This is a genomic window from Candidatus Kinetoplastibacterium crithidii (ex Angomonas deanei ATCC 30255) (genome assembly GCF_000319225.1).
In the GTDB taxonomy this organism is placed as follows: Bacteria; Pseudomonadota; Gammaproteobacteria; order Burkholderiales; family Burkholderiaceae_B; genus Kinetoplastidibacterium; species Kinetoplastidibacterium crithidii_B.
This window is the reverse complement of the sequence record NC_019815.1, coordinates 630,081-647,103: the sequence shown is the minus strand read 5'-3', so window position 1 is coordinate 647,103 and position 17,023 is coordinate 630,081. Positions and strand designations below refer to the sequence as shown.

13 protein-coding genes are annotated in these 17,023 nt (G+C 30.3%); 9 read left to right on the top strand and 4 right to left on the bottom strand.

Annotated features, from left to right (window positions below; translation table 11 throughout):
* Window positions 1-91 precede the first annotated feature (91 nt).
* The 3 genes from leuA to CKCE_RS03045 all read left to right on the top strand — a co-directional run bounded on the left by leuA (window position 92) and on the right by CKCE_RS03045 (window position 4,296).
* Window positions 92-1,774 carry a 2-isopropylmalate synthase gene (gene leuA, locus CKCE_RS03055; RefSeq protein ID WP_015238855.1) on the top strand — a complete coding sequence of 561 codons (1,683 nt, stop codon included), beginning with the start codon at window positions 92-94 and terminating at the stop codon, window positions 1,772-1,774.
* Between the two features lie 111 nt (window positions 1,775-1,885).
* Window positions 1,886-3,580: an arginine--tRNA ligase gene (argS, locus tag CKCE_RS03050; RefSeq protein ID WP_015238854.1), complete on the top strand. Its 1,695-nt coding sequence runs from the start codon at window positions 1,886-1,888 to the stop codon at window positions 3,578-3,580.
* A 68-nt stretch (window positions 3,581-3,648) separates the two neighbouring features.
* Window positions 3,649-4,296, top strand: a complete 648-nt coding sequence (locus tag CKCE_RS03045; RefSeq protein ID WP_015238853.1) for a thiol:disulfide interchange protein DsbA/DsbL — start codon at window positions 3,649-3,651, stop codon at window positions 4,294-4,296.
* A gap of 38 nt (window positions 4,297-4,334) precedes the next feature.
* Here CKCE_RS03045 and CKCE_RS03040 read toward each other — a convergent pair whose 3' ends face one another.
* Window positions 4,335-5,528 (bottom strand): acetylornithine transaminase, encoded by a 1,194-nt coding sequence (locus tag CKCE_RS03040; protein WP_015238852.1) that lies wholly within the window; start codon window positions 5,526-5,528, stop codon window positions 4,335-4,337.
* Window positions 5,529-5,860: 332 nt separating this feature from the next.
* Here CKCE_RS03040 and CKCE_RS03035 point away from each other — a divergent pair, with 332 nt between their 5' ends.
* Both CKCE_RS03035 and CKCE_RS03030 read left to right on the top strand, forming a co-directional pair.
* Window positions 5,861-8,329 (top strand): DNA topoisomerase III, encoded by a 2,469-nt coding sequence (locus CKCE_RS03035; RefSeq protein ID WP_015238851.1) that lies wholly within the window; start codon window positions 5,861-5,863, stop codon window positions 8,327-8,329.
* Between the two features lie 8 nt (window positions 8,330-8,337).
* Window positions 8,338-9,183, top strand: coding sequence for a cysteine hydrolase family protein (locus CKCE_RS03030; protein ID WP_015238850.1), 846 nt, complete (start codon window positions 8,338-8,340; stop codon window positions 9,181-9,183).
* Window position 9,184: 1 nt separating this feature from the next.
* On the opposite strand, the gene gyrB is transcribed toward CKCE_RS03030, so the two are convergent.
* The 3 genes from gyrB to dnaA are packed head-to-tail and all read right to left on the bottom strand — an operon-like array spanning window position 9,185 to window position 14,270.
* A complete protein-coding gene (gene gyrB / locus CKCE_RS03025; RefSeq protein WP_015238849.1) occupies window positions 9,185-11,644 on the bottom strand; it encodes a DNA topoisomerase (ATP-hydrolyzing) subunit B in 2,460 nt (819 codons plus the stop codon).
* A gap of 53 nt (window positions 11,645-11,697) precedes the next feature.
* Window positions 11,698-12,807, bottom strand: a complete 1,110-nt coding sequence (gene dnaN / locus CKCE_RS03020) for a DNA polymerase III subunit beta (protein ID WP_015238848.1) — start codon at window positions 12,805-12,807, stop codon at window positions 11,698-11,700.
* Window positions 12,808-12,809: 2 nt separating this feature from the next.
* Window positions 12,810-14,270: a chromosomal replication initiator protein DnaA gene (gene dnaA / locus CKCE_RS03015; RefSeq protein ID WP_015238847.1), complete on the bottom strand. Its 1,461-nt coding sequence runs from the start codon at window positions 14,268-14,270 to the stop codon at window positions 12,810-12,812.
* A 291-nt stretch (window positions 14,271-14,561) separates the two neighbouring features.
* Between dnaA and rpmH the strand changes: the two genes are divergently transcribed.
* Genes rpmH through yidC form a run of 4 tightly spaced genes read left to right on the top strand, consistent with a single transcriptional unit; the run spans window position 14,562 to window position 17,012 of the window.
* Complete coding sequence (rpmH, locus tag CKCE_RS03955) at window positions 14,562-14,696, top strand: 50S ribosomal protein L34 (protein ID WP_015389211.1); 135 nt, start codon at window positions 14,562-14,564, stop codon at window positions 14,694-14,696.
* A gap of 36 nt (window positions 14,697-14,732) precedes the next feature.
* Entirely contained in the window at window positions 14,733-15,137 is a 405-nt protein-coding gene (rnpA, locus tag CKCE_RS03010; RefSeq protein ID WP_015238846.1) for a ribonuclease P protein component, read from the top strand.
* Window positions 15,122-15,370, top strand: a complete 249-nt coding sequence (gene yidD, locus CKCE_RS03005) for a membrane protein insertion efficiency factor YidD (protein WP_015389210.1) — start codon at window positions 15,122-15,124, stop codon at window positions 15,368-15,370. Before rnpA ends, yidD begins: the two co-directional genes overlap by 16 nt.
* Before the next feature lie 49 nt (window positions 15,371-15,419).
* Complete coding sequence (gene yidC / locus CKCE_RS03000; RefSeq protein WP_015238845.1) at window positions 15,420-17,012, top strand: membrane protein insertase YidC; 1,593 nt, start codon at window positions 15,420-15,422, stop codon at window positions 17,010-17,012.
* Window positions 17,013-17,023 lie beyond the last annotated feature (11 nt).

Here is a 17,023-nt window from a genome sequence, read left to right as displayed (position 1 = left end):
ACATAGAGTTTAATACCATAAAAGTAATCTCTATATAAATTTTATTTAATTTTTTGTAAAAACAATTTAAAGACTTACGGATTTTAATATTATGCTTGCCAACCCAGCTAATAAATATGTACCATTTCGCCCATTTACTAAAGACTATTCAGATCGCACATGGCCTAGCAAAAAAATTGCTAAAGCACCTATCTGGCTCAGCACTGATTTACGTGATGGGAATCAAGCTCTAATAGAGCCTATGAATGTTGAAAGAAAAATTAGTTTTTTTGAACAATTACTCAAAATTGGATTTAAAGAAATAGAAGTTGGTTTTCCTTCAGCTTCTCAAACTGATTTTGATTTTGTAAGAAAATTAATAGATGATGAATATATTCCTGAAGATGTTACGATCTCAGTTCTTACACAAGCTCGTGAAGATTTGATTAAAAGAACAATAGAAGCTGTAGCGGGAGCTAAAACTGGTATAATCCATTTATACAATGCATGTGCTCCTTCTTTTAGAAAAATCGTTTTTAATATGAGTCGTGATGAGATTAAAAAAATTGCTATCGATGGGACAACACTTGTAAAAGATTTATTTAGCCAATATCCACAGACTAATTGGCATTACGAATACTCTATAGAAGTTTTTAGCAGCACCGAGTTAGATTTTGCTTTAGATGTAGCAAATACAGTTATTGACATTTATCAGCCAACAAGTACTAATAAGATGATTCTTAACCTACCTGCTACTATTGAGTCTTCTACTCCTAATGTGTATGCAGACCAAATAGAATGGATGCATAGAAATATAAATAATAGGGAAAACGTCATTATCAGCGTACATCCTCATAATGATAGAGGAACAGCTGTAGCTGCAGCTGAATTAGCTTTAATGGCTGGTGCAGACCGTGTGGAAGGATGCTTATTCGGCCACGGAGAACGTACAGGTAATGTTGATCTTTTGACTCTTGCTTTGAATCTTTATACACAAGGCATTAATCCTAATTTAGATTTTTCTGATATAGATGAAGTTAGACGTTGTGTAGAATACTGCACACAAATGTCTACAAATCCAAGACATCCTTATGTTGGTGATTTGGTATTCACAGCATTTTCTGGTTCTCATCAAGATGCAATTAAAAAGGGAATGGCGAAACAGCAGTCTGATGATGTGTGGGAAGTACCATATCTTCCTATAGACCCTGCAGATTTAGGACGTAGTTATGATGCTGTTATACGAGTTAATAGTCAATCTGGGAAAGGTGGCGTCTCTTATCTATTAGAACGTGAATATGGCCTTTCATTGCCAAGAAGACTGCAAATTGAATTTAGTCGCTACATACAAAGAATTACTGACAAGACAGGAAGAGAAGTAACAGCAGAAGAAGTTTACAAAACATTTAAAGAAGAATATCTAGATCAAAATAACCCATGGAAATTGATACGTCATCGTATCGATGGCGACCCCAGTGAAATTGAAGCCAAGCATTTTAAAATTGAAGCTGAACTAGAGTATAATAATGAAAAACGTCTAGTAAAAGGAGAAGGCAATGGTGCAATATCTGCCTTCATATCTTCTTTAGGCTTGCCTGCAAGAATAATGAGTTATCACGAACATTCTATAGGAGCTAATACTAATACTAAAGCTGCTTGTTATGTTGAACTCAGAATAGACAGTTCTAATACTGGATTTGGTGTCGGTATAGATAGAGATATAGTAACCGCTTCTTTCAGAGCTGTATTAAGTGCTATCAATAGACATATAAAGTCAACAGAATCATCTTTATAAATAAAACATGAACAATAATCATAAATAATCATACATAGTTTGATATTTATGATTATTGTATAATATAGCTCTATATTGAATATAATAACTTTGCATTAAAAAATATAAATTATGCTGCCAAATCAAAAAAAAATATTAATAAACCTCATTGAATCTGCAGTTAATGATTTGGTACCTAGTAATGAAATAGAAATAATTTTAGAAAAACCAAAAATAAAATTATACGGCGATATATCTACTAATATAGCCATGCGCATAGCAAAAAAAATTAACAAAAACCCTATGGATCTAGCACAAAATATTGTAGATATGCTCAATGAGAATATAGATAGTAAAAAAATTATTTCTAATATAGAAATTGTTAAGCCTGGGTTTATTAATTTTTATATTAGTAAAGAAGCTATGATGGAAGTGTTTGATGAGATAGAACTATATAGAGACAAATACGGACATGCCAAAAATAGTTCAAAGAACAAGAATATATTAGTGGAGTTTGTATCAGCAAATCCTACAGGACCATTGCATGTTGGCCATGCAAGACAAGCAGCATTAGGTAGTGCCATTTGTCAAATTTATAAAGCAGTTGGATGGCATGTAGTCAGTGAATTTTATTACAATGACTCAGGTAATCAAATACATAATTTAGCTATAAGTGTACAATCAAGAGCTAAAAATATAGATTTTGAGACATTAGAGCCTAAAAATAAAGATTTATATCATGGCGAATATATTATAGATATTGCCAAATCTTTTATCAATAAAGAATGCATAGATAATACTGATGGTTCAAAAACTATTGCATCTGGCAACATAGATTGTTTAAATGATATCCAAACATTTGCCATTGCTTATTTACGTAAAGAACAAGATATAGATCTAAAATCTTTTGGTTTAATATTCGACAATTATTACCTAGAAAGTTCTTTATATACTTCTGGCAAAGTGGAAAAAACTGTACAAGCCTTGATAAACAGCGGATATACTTATGAACACGAAGGTGCTCTATGGCTAAAAACAACTGTTCTTACTGGTGATGATAAAGATAGGGTAATGCGTAAAAGTAATGATGGTGGCTATACATATTTTGTGCCAGATGTAGCTTATCATAAAACAAAATGGGACAGAGGGTTTCATACAGCAATAAATATACAAGGTAGTGACCATCACGGAACAGTATCTCGTGTACGTGCTGGATTGCAAGCATTATCAAACGATATACCAAAGAACTATCCTCAATACGTGCTACATAAAATGGTAAAGATTATTAGTAATGGTGAGGAAATAAAAATCTCTAAAAGGTCAGGTACATACGTTACTATGCGAGATTTAATAAGCTGGGTAGGTCGTGATGCAGCACGTTACTTTCTTATACAACGTCGTGCAGATACAGAGTTTATTTTTGATATAGATTTAGCAATTTCTCAAAAGGAAGAAAACCCTGTTTACTACATACAATATGCGTATGCAAGATTAAATTCAATATTAAAAAAAGCAAATATGGACCATTCTCTCATTCAAAAATCTGATATTAATCTTTTGACAAGCCATTCTGAGATAAATTTGATAAAACGTCTATCTGAATTCCCTTCTGTAATAAAACAATCAGCTGATGAATTGTCACCACATCTCATAGCATTCTGGCTACAAGAATGTGCAGCAGATTGTCATTCTTGGTATAATTCAGAACATGTTATAGTAGAACAAGAAAACTTGAAGTTAGCTAGGTTACGTTTGATAAATGCTACATTACAAGTATTAAGAAATGGTTTGACTTTATTAGGTGTATCTATACCTGAAGAAATGTAATGGATACTATTTTAAGTTTATAAATAGACTCCACTTATTATGACTTTCAAAACAAATACTTCAATAGTATGAATAGAGTTTCTAGTTTTAGAAAATTAGCTATAACAACAATAACAGTATATTTTTTTATTTTTTCTAATGTTTCATATGCGACTAAAAACAAATATGAAATATTAGATTTTAAAATACCTATAGCACAAGAAGATTCAATAGAGATTATTGAATTTTTTTCTTATATGTGCAAACACTGTAATGAAATAGAAATTTATTTAAATAGATGGTCTAAAAACATTCCAAATGATGTAAAAATAATAAAAATACCAATTGCTACTAATGACTATACTCAACAATTACAAAAAATTTACTTTACTATTGAGTCTATTAATAAAGAAGAACTTAATATAGAAATATTTAATACTATTAAAAAAGATAGGTTTTTTTTTAAAAAACACAAAAATCTAGAAAATTGGTTATTAAAACATCAAATTTCTATTAATAAATTTAATAAAGTATTCAATTCTTTCGGAATTGAAATAAAAATGAAACAAGCAAATAATCTTTTTCATTTTTGCAATATAAAAGAAATACCTATTTTCATAGTAGGTGGTGAATATCTAACATCACCAACACTAGCTGGTAATAGTTATATCGATACCATAGAAGAAATAGACAAATTGATTAATAAATATCGCTCAGAATCTAATACTATTTCTTAAACAAAAGTATTAGATTCATGAATAATTAATAAATGTTTTTAGTCTTTACTTATTCTTTCAAAAATATAGTCTAGTTTTTCTAGAAGAAGATCTATTTCTGCATCTGTTACATTTAACGAGGGCATAAAACGTAATAAATTTGGACGTGGAGCATTTAATAATAATCCTTCTGGTGTTAAATTCCTAGCTTCTTCAACAATATGATTAGCATCATTACTAGATAGAACTAAGGCTCTTAATAAACCAAAACCTCTTTCTCCTAATAATGAATATTTATTAGATAAATGCATTAAACCTTTAGATAACCTATCAGCTTTTCTTAAAACAGAATCCAAAAATTCTTTTTTACTTATAATATCAAATACTGCTAATCCAACTGCTGTACATAGAGGATTACCATTATAGGTTCCTCCTTGATCACCGTAAGCAAATACACAAACCTCTTCACGAGCCAGTAAAGCTGACAAAGGCAATCCTCCTCCTATACCCTTACCTAGTGTCATAATATCTGGTTCGATATCAGAATATTGGTATGCAAAAAGTTTACCAGTCCTACCCATGCCAGTCTGCACCTCATCTACTATTAATAATAAATCATGTTTCTTAGCAAGAATTCTCAGGTCTTTTAAAAACTCAATGTTCGCAGGAATAACACCAGACTCACCCTGTATTGGTTCTAACATAATAGCTACAACATTATTGTCTATTAAAGATTCTACAGACGATATATTATTTATCTCTGCCTTTAAAAAACCATCTACTTGAGGTTTAAAAATTGAATCCCATCCTGGCTTTCCTGATGCAGACATAGTAGCTATAGTACGACCATGAAAGCTATCTTTCATAGTAATGATTTTATAGGCTCCTTTCTTATTAATTTGCCCCCATTTTCTTGCTAACTTGATGGCTCCTTCGTTTGCTTCTGCTCCGCTATTAGCAAAGAAAACTCTATCAAAGCAAGAGTTGCTAGTTAAACGAGAAGCTAAATTTATAGAAGGTATATTATAAAAAGCAGGTGAAGGATTAATTAATAATTGCGATTGTTCTCTTAATGCCAGTACCATTTCTGGAGAAGAATGACCTAAAGAGTTAACAGCCCATCCCTGTATAAAATCTAAGTAGCGTTTGCCATTTTGATCTTCTAACCATGATCCAGAACCTCTGACAAATAACAAATCGGGACGTTTAGTTATTTCCATCAAAGAACTAACATCAAATTTACTAAATTCCATAATATTTCTACCACAAAGTTAATAATATAATAAGTTACAATTTAATAAATTTATTTTCATTGAAAATTATAAAATGTAACTATATAGTTAATTGAAATTATCTATAATAATGTTAGACCTACAGAAACACAAAAATAAATAATAAGAATCTTAATTTTACTAAAAAGAAGATTACGTTAACATAGATAATGTATTTTGTTAATAAAGATTAATATAGTTAACTATACACTCCAAAAAATTATAGTAAACTGACATTTCTCAAAAACAAGCGATAATTTGTTTACTAAAATAGTTAAATAGCTCATTATTTATGTTTACTAATTTGGATTTATATGAAAAAACAGTTAATCATTGCTGAAAAACCATCAGTTGCACTTGATATTTCGAAATCGCTTGGAAATTTTAAACGTGATGTTGATATATATGAAAATGAAAATTATGTAATATCATCTAGTATAGGGCATTTATTAAGTTTAACAGCATCTAATGACCCGATTAAGGGGAAATGGAATTTTACAAATCTGCCTGTCATACCTACTAGTTTTGAATTAATACCGACTGATAAGAAATCATCAGAACGTCTAAAAGCTCTTATCAAACTCATAAAACGCAAAGATATTGAATCCATCATAAATGCCTGCGATGCAGGAAGAGAAGGTGAATTAATATTCAGATACATAATTCAATTTTCTAAAACAAAAAAACCTATCTTTCGATTATGGTTACAATCAATGACGAAGAATGCTATTTGCACAGCATTTAATAATCTGAAAAATGATGAGCTGCTTAAACCACTTGAATATGCTGCTAGATCAAGAGCAGAAGCTGATTGGCTAGTTGGAATAAATGGTACTAGAGCAATGACTGCATTCAATAGTAAAGAAGGTGGTTTCTTTAAAACAACAGTTGGCAGAGTGCAAACCCCTACATTAGCTATAGTTAATAATCGTGAGAATATAATTAAGAACTTTATACCAAAAGATTATTGGGAAATATTAGCTACTTTTAAAGCAAAAAATGGTGTTTATGATGCCAAATGGATAGATACAAAGTTTAAAAAAGATGGGCTTAATACTGATAATAGAGAATCTAGAATATGGAATGAACTAGAAGCAGAAAAAATTAAACAAGAATGCAATAATCAATCAGGCATAGCAAATGAAAAAACTAAGTCTATATCACAATTACCACCTTCTTTATATGATTTAACTTCCCTGCAAAGAGAAGCTAACCATAATTTTGGATTTTCAGCAAAAACCACTCTAAGCTTAGCTCAAGCCTTATACGAAAAACATAAAGCAATAACATATCCACGTACAGATTCTAGATACTTACCAGAAGACTATATACAAACTGTAAATGATGTTATGCAGTCCATAGCCGAAAACAAATCTAAACTCATAGAAAATCATTTAACTAATTGTGCTCTACAAATTACTAATAACAAATGGATTCAACCACATAAAAAGATTTTTGATAATAAAAAGATATCAGATCACTTTGCCATAATACCAACCTTACAAATACCAAATAAGTTGAATGACCTTGAGCATAAATTATATTTCTTACTTTTAAAAAGATTTATAGCAATATTCTTTCCTCCAGCTGAATATATGAATATTATAAGATTAACAAAGGTAAACAAACATACTTTTAAAACTGAGGAAAAAATTCTAACAAAACCAGGTTGGTTATCTGTATATGAAAAAAACAAAAATGAAAATGGAGAAAAATTAATTTCCATTCAAGAAAATGAAAATGTCATCACTCAGTCTATTGACTTAAATAAACTATATACAAAACCACCTGCAAGATATAATGAGGCAACATTATTATCGGCAATGGAGGGTGCTGGAAAATTTATAAATGATGAGGAATTGCGAGAAGCAATAAATGAAAGAGGTCTTGGAACACCAGCAACTAGGGCCTCTATTATAGAAGGTTTATTAACAGAAAATTATCTACGCAGAGACGGTAAAGATCTTATCCCGACATCAAAAACATTTCAATTAATGACTCTATTATCTGGCTTAGAAGTTAAAGAACTAACATCCCCTGAACTAACAGGAGAATGGGAACATAAATTAAAACAAATAGAACAAAATAAATTAGAACGTTCACAATTTATGTCAGATATCATTAATATGACAAAAAATATTGTAAAAAAAGCAAAGGAATATGAAAATAATAATATTCCTGGAGATTATGTAACATTAGAAAGTAATTGTCCTAAGTGCAATGGGATAATAAAAGAAAATTATCGCAGATATACATGCACCAAATGTGATTTTTCTATAAGCAAGTACCCTAGTGGAAGAACTTTTGAATTAGAAGAGGTAGAAGAACTGATTAGAAATAAAAAAATTGGACCTTTAGATAATTTTATTAGTAAAAACTTTAAACCATTTAGTGCTATATTAAAAATCAATGAAGATTATAAATTAGAATTTGAATTTAACAATACATCACAAAAAATTGAAAGTTCCATTATTGATAAATCTGAAGATAAAATCCTAGGAAAATGTCCTAAATGTAATCTTTCTGTTTTTGAAAATGAATCCAGCTATTTATGTGAAGGTTATTTATCAGAAATAAATCATTGTAGCTTCAAATTAAATAAAAAAATTCTTCAACAAGAAATATCTAAAGATCAAGTTATAAAATTACTTAGTGATAAACGCACAGATTTACTAGATGGTTTTATTTCTGCAAAAACACGCAGAAAGTTTAAAGCCTTTCTCATTATAAAAAAAGATAAAGTAGCTTTTGAATTTGAAAAACCAAACAAAAATAAGAACTAAAGTCTCCTATGAAAAAAATACATTTGCTAATAATAGACCCACAAAATGATTTTTGTGCTTTGCCGCCTACTGGTGGTTATGGCAATACAGAAAAACCAGCATTATATGTTCCAGGAGCACACTATGATATGGAAAGATTATCTATATTTATAGATAATAACATTCAAAAAATATCCAATATCATGATTACTATGGACAGTCATTACAGAATAGATATATCACTTACAAGCTTTTGGGAAAATTCTGATGGAAGTGAGGTCCAACCATTTAAAGTAATAAATTCAGAAGATGTAAGAAATGAACTGGTTATACCAAAAAAACATAATTTAAAACAATATTCTTATAAATATTTAGAACATCTAGAAAAACATTATTTAGAAGAACTAATCGCCTGGCCAGTCCATTGCCAAATAGGTACTTGGGGTCATAACATTCATCATAATATAAATAAAGCCTATACAAAATGGGAAAACTCTCATTTGAGAAATATAAATATCATAATGAAAGGATTAAATCCATTAATAGAACAATATAGCGCAGTATCAGGAATATCTATTCCTAGTACTATATCAAATGAAGAAATAGATAATAACCAAGTTTTATCATTTGTAAAAGATTCCGATATGCTAATAATAGCAGGTGAAGCAAGCAGTCATTGCATAAAAAAAACATTAGAACATTTTTTTAAATATCTTACTCCTAGAGAAATAAAAAAAATTGTAATCTTATATGATTGTATGAGCCCAGTCAGTGGTTTCGAAAAACAAACAAAAGAGTTTCTTTTAGAGATAAAAGCACAAGGGGCAACTATCTCTAAAAGCATTGAATTAACTCATGAACTAAAAAATATATAATCTAAAAATCAACATTATTAGCATAAAGTGCATTTTCTTCTATAAATTCTCGACGAGGAGCAACTTCATCACCCATCAGAGTGCTAAAAACTTGATCAGCAACAATTGCATCTTCTATACGAACTCTTAGCAATCTACGCGCTTGTGGATTCATAGTTGTTGCCCAAAGCTGATCAGGATTCATTTCACCCAAACCTTTATACCGTTGTTTTGATATTGATTGTTCCGCTTCTTTTATCAACCACTTAATAGCTTCTCTAAAATCAGATATCTTCTCTTCTTTTCTTTTATCTCCAATACCTCTTACAACAATGGCCTCATCACTTAAAAGATTATTGAATTCATAAAAAGTATTTTTCATAACTATGTAATCATTACTTCTAAGAAAATCTTGATTTAATAAACAACTTTTTTCATTACCATATGAGTTTCTTGAAATTTCAAGACCATAGCTATTTTCATCAACACTAATAACTTTTATAGATATACTATTATTCGATGACATTATGCTCTTCAATTTCTCTGACAAATTATTTAAAGAAATAATAGCTGCTTCTTCACTATCAAAATTTAAGTCAATTCCATCAACTATAGCATTCAATACATTAGTATCAAAAGTTCTTGATAAACGTTTAATTATTTTTTCTGATTTATAATATTTATTTGCTAATTTTAATAGGTTTTCTCCTTCAATCGGGTCAGAATTTTCTCCTGTAAAAACTGAAGCATTTTTAATAGCTAAATTCAATATAAATTTTGATTCTTCTTCATCATCTTTCAAGTAAAATTCTTCCCTGCCTACCTTAACTTTATATAAAGGAGGCTGTGCTATATATATGTATCCTCTATTTAATAACTCTGGCATCTGTCTATACAAAAATGTTAATAGTAATGTACGAATATGTGCACCATCAACATCAGCATCAGTCATAATAATAAGTCTATGATATCTAAGTTTTTCTATATTAAAATCTGGACCTATACTTGTGCCCAGGGCAGTAATCAAAGTTGTTATTTGCTCACTATTTAACAACCTATCAAACCTTGCTTTTTCTACATTTAGAACCTTACCTCTTAATGGCAAAATTGCTTGAAATTTTCTATCTCTACCTTGTTTTGCAGATCCTCCAGCAGAGTCTCCTTCTACAATATATAACTCTGACAAAGAAGGGTCTCGTTCTTGACAATCAGCCAATTTTCCTGGAAGACCACTACCTTCCAAAATACCCTTACGTCTTGTCATTTCACGTGCTTTACGAGCTGCTTCTCTAGCTCTTGATGCTTCTATAATTTTTCCACAAATTGCTTTTGCTTCATTAGGATTTTCCAAAAGCCATGATTCTAATGTTTTAGAAATAACATCTTCAACTGCTGGTCTTACTTCACTAGAAACAAGTTTATCCTTTGTTTGACTACTGAATTTTGGCTCTGGAACTTTTATCGATAATATACATACCAAACCCTCACGCATATCATCACCAACAGTATCTACCTTAGCCTTCTTTGCTAATTCATTATCAGTTATGTATTTATTCAATACCCTAGTCATAGCAGCTTTCAGACCAGTTAAATGTGATCCTCCATCTCTTTGGGGAATATTATTAGTAAAACATAAAACATTCTCTGAATAAGAATCATTCCATTGCATAGCTACTTCAACAACAACAGGAACACCTCCAGCAGACGACTCTGATACAGCACTAAAAATACCATTATGAATGACAGTTTTGTTACGATTTATATAACCAACAAAACCTTTTGCTCCTCCAGAAAACTCAAAATTCTCATTTTTATTTTTAATCAAATCTACCAATTTGATCTTGACACCATTATTTAAAAAAGACAATTCTCTCAATCTTCTAGATAGAATTTCATTATGAAATTCTATATTAGAAAAAATTTCTGCATCAGCTAAAAAATGCACCTCGGTACCACTTTTATCAGTATGCCCAATCACACTAAGAGGCTTAGTACAAATACCTTTTTCAAATTCTATTTGATGTATAGATTTATCCCTGCATATTGTCAATTTTAACCAAACAGACAATGCATTTACACAAGAAACTCCTACTCCATGCAATCCACCAGATACTTTATAAGAATTCTGATCAAATTTACCTCCTGCATGTAATTCAGTCATCACTATTTCTGCTGCAGTACGATGGAATTCATCATCCTGATGAATTCCTGTAGGAATACCACGACCATTATCAGATACTGATATAGAATTATCAGGATGAATTGTTACAACAATTTCATTGCAATAACCTGCAAGAGCTTCATCTATAGAATTATCAACTACCTCAAAAACCATATGATGTAGTCCAGTGCCATCAGAAGTATCACCTATATACATTCCTGGTCTTTTTCTAACAGCATCTAACCCTTTTAATACTTTTATTGAACTAGCACTATAGCTTGTATCATTCTCTGATAAATGAGCGTTTTTTATTTTTGACATTTGTATATCTTTAACCAATATTTAAAATAATCCAATAATAGACAATTACACAATCAAATACGCATTGGCATAACTACATATTTAAAACTATCATTTCCAGGAAGAGTAATTAAAATGGAAGAGTTGCTATCAGGATTAACTGATAAAATCAAACTATCTGACTTAATATTAGAAATGACGTCTAACAAATAACTAACGTTAAAACCAACATCAAAAGGTTCATGTTTATAATCTATATCCAACTCTTCGTGCGCTTCTTCATGTTCAGAGTTTGATGATGATATTTTGAAAGAATTTAATGCAAATTGAAACCTAATTCCTTTAAATTTATCATTCGTCAATATAGCAGCTCTCTGTAAAGATCCATGAAAAAGATCTCTGTCTATGGTGAAATGTCTAGTGTAATCTTGAGGTATTACCTTTACAAAATCTGGGAATTTGCCTTCTACCAATTTAGAAATGAATTCTATATCACGGAAACAAAATTTAATCTGCATGCCTGATACTGCAACTGAAATCTCATCATCATTTTCCTGTAATAATCTTTGTATTTCCAAAACTGTTTTCCTAGGAATGATAACCTCTTTATAACCTTTAAAAGAATTTGTTAATACAGAATTGTAAGAAAGTCTATGCCCGTCAGTTGCCACCGCACTAATTTTACCATTATCAAAAACTAGCAACATACCATTAAGATAATATCTTATATCTTGTTGAGCCATAGAAAAGTAAACCATATTAAACAAACTTTTTAATTCTATCTGAGACATCTTTACAAAAACATCCCAGCTATCATCACTATACATAACAGGAAAATCATTAGCATCCAGAGATTGCAATGTAAATCTACTCTTCTCTGATAAAACATTAATTTTTCCAGGAAATATTTCAATAATGACTTGGCTCATTTCAGGCAAAGCTTTTAAAATTTCTAGCAACTTACGAGCTCCAACAGTAGTTGATATATCATCACTAGGAACTCCAAAATCAGCATAAGTTGTCATTTGCACATCTATATCTGTAGTAATGAATGATAATTTATTACTACTTTTCTTTATAAGAACATTAGATAATATAGGCATAGTATTTCGTCTTTCAACAACACCAACTATGTTCGATAAAGTCTTTATTAAATTCTCTCGATTTGTTTGTAAAAATTTCATTTCTAGCCCTTTAGGGTTTGTTCTAAAACATGTAAGGTATGATTGAGGTCAGATTGTTTTATACGAGCCTCAGAGATTTTTCTTACAGCATGCAACACTGTAGTATGGTCTCTTCCTCCAAACAAATCACCTATTTCAGGCAAACTCTTTTGAGTCAATTCTTTAGCAAGATACATAGCAATTTGACGAGGCATAGCAATATTAGCTGGTCTTCTTTTAGAATACATATCAGCAACTTTAATTTTATAAAAATCTGCCACTGTCTTCTGAATATTTTCAACTGTAATTTGACCATTAGAAACAGACAATAAATCCTTAAGAGCCTCTTTACAAACATCAACAGTTAATACATCACGACCATGAAAACGTGCATATGCTAATACTTTTCTTAATGCTCCTTCAAGTTCACGCACATTACTCCGAAGATGTTTCGCAATAAAAAAAGCTACTTCTTCTGGCATCGGTATACCTTCTGTAGATGCTTTACGTAAAAGGATAGCTACCCTCATTTCTAATTCAGGTGGTTCTATTGCTACAGTTAACCCAGAATCAAATCTAGAAATTAATCTACTATCTATGCCTGATAGTTCTTTTGGATAAGTATCACTAGTAATAATAATCTGCTTATGTTGAGCTACCATAGCCTCAAATGCGTAGAAAAATTCTTCCTGAGTCCTGTTTTTTCCAGAAAAAAATTGTATGTCATCTATTAATAACAAATCAAGAGAATGATAATATCTCTTAAATTCATCAAATGCCTTCCTTTGATAAGCCTTCACAACATCAGAAACATATTGATCAGCATGGACATATCTAACTTTCACGCTATATTTGTCGGATATCATTGAATTACCAACAGCATGAATTAAATGGGTCTTACCTAATCCAACCCCTCCATATAAAAACAAAGGATTATAAGACACACCAGGATTTTCAGAAACCTGCAATGCAGCAGCTCTAGCTAATTGATTTGCCTTACCTGTAACAAAATTATCAAATGTAAGGATAGAATTTAACTTAGATCTTTCATAATAGATTCCAACATTTTCCACTGGAACATTCTTTGTCTGCAATGTATTATTGTCAACTTGTGGAGCACTTATAGTTTCACCAGTTATATAAATATTATTTACATCATTACTCTTAACAAGATTTGTAGTGTTATTATCCTTTTCATTAGAAAGAAAATTGCTTTCATGAAAAGATTTTGATTTAGTACTGGATGGTAATTCAAATATAATTTTGATAGGTTTCTTAAACCATTCATAAGCAATTTTCTCTATTTGATGACCAAATTTCTTCCTCACTAAATCTAATTTAAACCTATTAGGCGCCAAAATAGTCAATATGCCTTCTGCTTCATTAAAAGAAACTGGCGCTAATGGTTTAATCCATGCATTTATTTGCTGGGGAGGTAAATCCTTCTCCATTTGAGCAATAAATGTCAACCAAAAATTATTCATAAATATATTTTGCAAACCTTGATTCTACTACAAATTATAAACCAATCAAAAAAACCACCACAAAAATAACATTATAGATCAAAATTATGATTTTATAATAAATAGCTTGAATAAATATATCTATTAATCTAACATCCTAAAAACGCTATCTTAATTAGCATTGTAAAAATTACGATATATTAGATATAATATTACACTTTCCTTTAATCGTATATTAACGTAGAATGATATTGAGTTATTCGAATTAATATCGTTTAACTTTACTATTGTTCTTTTAACTTTAGATTACCAATGAAACGAACTTATCAACCTTCTGTCTTGCGCCGTAAGCGCACACATGGCTTTCGCATAAGAATGAAAACAAGATCCGGGCGTGCTATCATTAATGCACGTAGAGCAAAGGGAAGAAAACGCCTATCTGTTTAATTCAAATATCGATTTAATTTATTAGTTATAACGGAGTTGAATACTAACGACAAAAAAAGAGCTAGATTTCCTGCTGGTGCTCGTTTACATAAATCTCATGAATACAAGACTGTTATTAACAGTTACCCAGTAGCTAAGGGTAATTTATTTTATGTTAATTCATTCTTGCATAACAATGTCACAGATATAACGTCGCTCAAAACCAGTAGGATTGGCCTAATTTTTTCCAAAAAAATGGCCCATAGAGCAGTTGTACGCAACTCTCTCAAAAGAGTAGTGCGTGAATCATTTAGAGCGAATGCAAATATAATTCCTAAAGGGGATTATGTTGTGCGTTTGCGCTCTAAAGCACCTATTTGCTCATTAAGAGTTCTAAAGAAAAATGCTAGATCTGAAATTAATTACCATTTTAGCAAAATATCAAAATGCACAAAAAAATAGTAATTACACTCATTGAAGCTTATCGATACATTCTAAGCCCTTGGATAGGTACACAATGTAGATTCAATCCTTCTTGTTCTAAGTATGCTATTGAATCCATTAAAAGATATAATATTTTTTATGCTTTCTGGTTAATTTTTTATCGAATATTACGTTGTAATCCTTGGTGTGAAGGAGGCTGCGATCCTGTGCCGCATAAATTAAATAAGAAAAACGATGTAAACAAAAAATAGTATTATAAGATATTAGTAGATATCACAAACTACCAGGTAAAATTCAAAAATGGATATTAAAAGAACAATTCTTTGGATAATTTTCTCTTTCTCTATATTGGTTATTTGGAACAATTGGCAATTAGAAAATGAAAAGAATCACAAAATATTTTCTGTTGAAAATAAAATAAATGAGACAAACAATCAGGTACCCGCATTTTCGTCAATTGATAAAAAAGATTATGCCAAAGACCATATCAATGGTCACAAAGAAGAATTGACAGTTATAGAAAATAATGTTTTAAAACTTACATTTAGCAGCCTAGGAGCTAAAATAGTAAAAGCTGAATTACTAGATTATCCAGATAAGAATAAAAAACCTACTGTTTTAATAAATTCGGACGATAAGTTTTCTTATATTATTCAATCAGGTTTAATAGGTGAGTCTGTTTTACCAAATCATCAATCTGATTTTAAGTTGGTAGAAATAAAGCAAGATAACGACAAGTCTGAAGTTGAATTTCTGTCAGAAAAAAATGGCATAATGCTATTTAAAAAATTTATATTGGAAAATGGGAAATATAATATAAAGGTACAGCATAAAATTACAAATAAAAGCAATGAAATATTAAATACCGGACTATATCTACAAATAATAAGAGATAGTAGTGACCCATCAGATAGTTCAAGTTTTTACAAAACATTTACTGGAATGGCTGTTTTTTCTGAAAAAAACAAATTTGAAAAAATATCATTCCAAGACGTTTCTAAAAATAAAGCGAAATATACAAAAACCACTGATAATGGCTGGATTGCTATGGTTCAGCATTATTTTGCAACAGCCTGGATTCCTCAAGAAAATTGTATTCGCAAAAATGAAGTAGTAGAACTAAATAAAAATAAAAAAATATTCGCAATAAGAACCATAGAATCCATAAATAAAGTAAAACCTAATGAATCTTATGCAAGCAACTCCTATTTGTGGATCGGTCCTCAAGACCAAAAAAAGATGGCTTCAGTAGCTAAAGGACTAGATTTAGTTGTCGATTATGGAATATTTACTATAATTGCTAAGCCTATATTTTTACTTATGAATTATATATTTGATTTTGTAAAAAATTGGGGTTGGTCTATAGTCATATTAACATTTATTATAAAATTATTATTTTTCCCATTAGCCTCAAAAAGCTACAGATCAATGGCAAAGTTAAAGAATGTAGCACCAAGAATACAAGCTTTAAGAAAACAATTTTCAAATGATAATATTAAGTTTAATGCCGCTGTAATGGAAATATATAGAAATGAAAAAATAAACCCTTTGGGCGGATGTTTACCAATAATAGTACAGATCCCTGTCTTCCTTTCTCTTTATTGGGTGCTATTATCAAGTGTAGAAATGAGAGGTGCTCCTTGGATATTATGGATTCAAGATTTGTCAGCAAAAGATCCATATTTCATATTACCCATCTTAATGATGCTAACAATGTTTATTCAAATGAAACTAAATCCAGCACCACCAGATCCAATACAAGCAAAAATTATGATGATTATGCCTTTAATATTTGGAGGAATGATGTTCTTCTTTCCATCAGGATTAGTTTTATACTGGTGTGTCAATAATATATTATCAATCGCACAACAATGGTTCATCATACGAAAATAAAACAAAATATT

What these genes read in the sequence shown, in the direction of transcription:
- leuA (WP_015238855.1), top strand. Translation starts at nt 92, where the DNA reads ATGCTTGCCAACCCAGCTAATAAATATGTACCATTTCGCCCATTTACT.
- argS (WP_015238854.1), top strand. Translation starts at nt 1,886, where the DNA reads ATGCTGCCAAATCAAAAAAAAATATTAATAAACCTCATTGAATCTGCA.
- CKCE_RS03045 (WP_015238853.1), top strand. Translation starts at nt 3,649, where the DNA reads ATGAATAGAGTTTCTAGTTTTAGAAAATTAGCTATAACAACAATAACA.
- CKCE_RS03040 (WP_015238852.1), bottom strand. Translation starts at nt 5,528, where the DNA reads ATGGAATTTAGTAAATTTGATGTTAGTTCTTTGATGGAAATAACTAAA.
- CKCE_RS03035 (WP_015238851.1), top strand. Translation starts at nt 5,861, where the DNA reads ATGAAAAAACAGTTAATCATTGCTGAAAAACCATCAGTTGCACTTGAT.
- CKCE_RS03030 (WP_015238850.1), top strand. Translation starts at nt 8,338, where the DNA reads ATGAAAAAAATACATTTGCTAATAATAGACCCACAAAATGATTTTTGT.
- gyrB (WP_015238849.1), bottom strand. Translation starts at nt 11,644, where the DNA reads ATGTCAAAAATAAAAAACGCTCATTTATCAGAGAATGATACAAGCTAT.
- dnaN (WP_015238848.1), bottom strand. Translation starts at nt 12,807, where the DNA reads ATGAAATTTTTACAAACAAATCGAGAGAATTTAATAAAGACTTTATCG.
- dnaA (WP_015238847.1), bottom strand. Translation starts at nt 14,270, where the DNA reads ATGAATAATTTTTGGTTGACATTTATTGCTCAAATGGAGAAGGATTTA.
- rpmH (WP_015389211.1), top strand. Translation starts at nt 14,562, where the DNA reads ATGAAACGAACTTATCAACCTTCTGTCTTGCGCCGTAAGCGCACACAT.
- yidD (WP_015389210.1), top strand. Translation starts at nt 15,122, where the DNA reads ATGCACAAAAAAATAGTAATTACACTCATTGAAGCTTATCGATACATT.
- yidC (WP_015238845.1), top strand. Translation starts at nt 15,420, where the DNA reads ATGGATATTAAAAGAACAATTCTTTGGATAATTTTCTCTTTCTCTATA.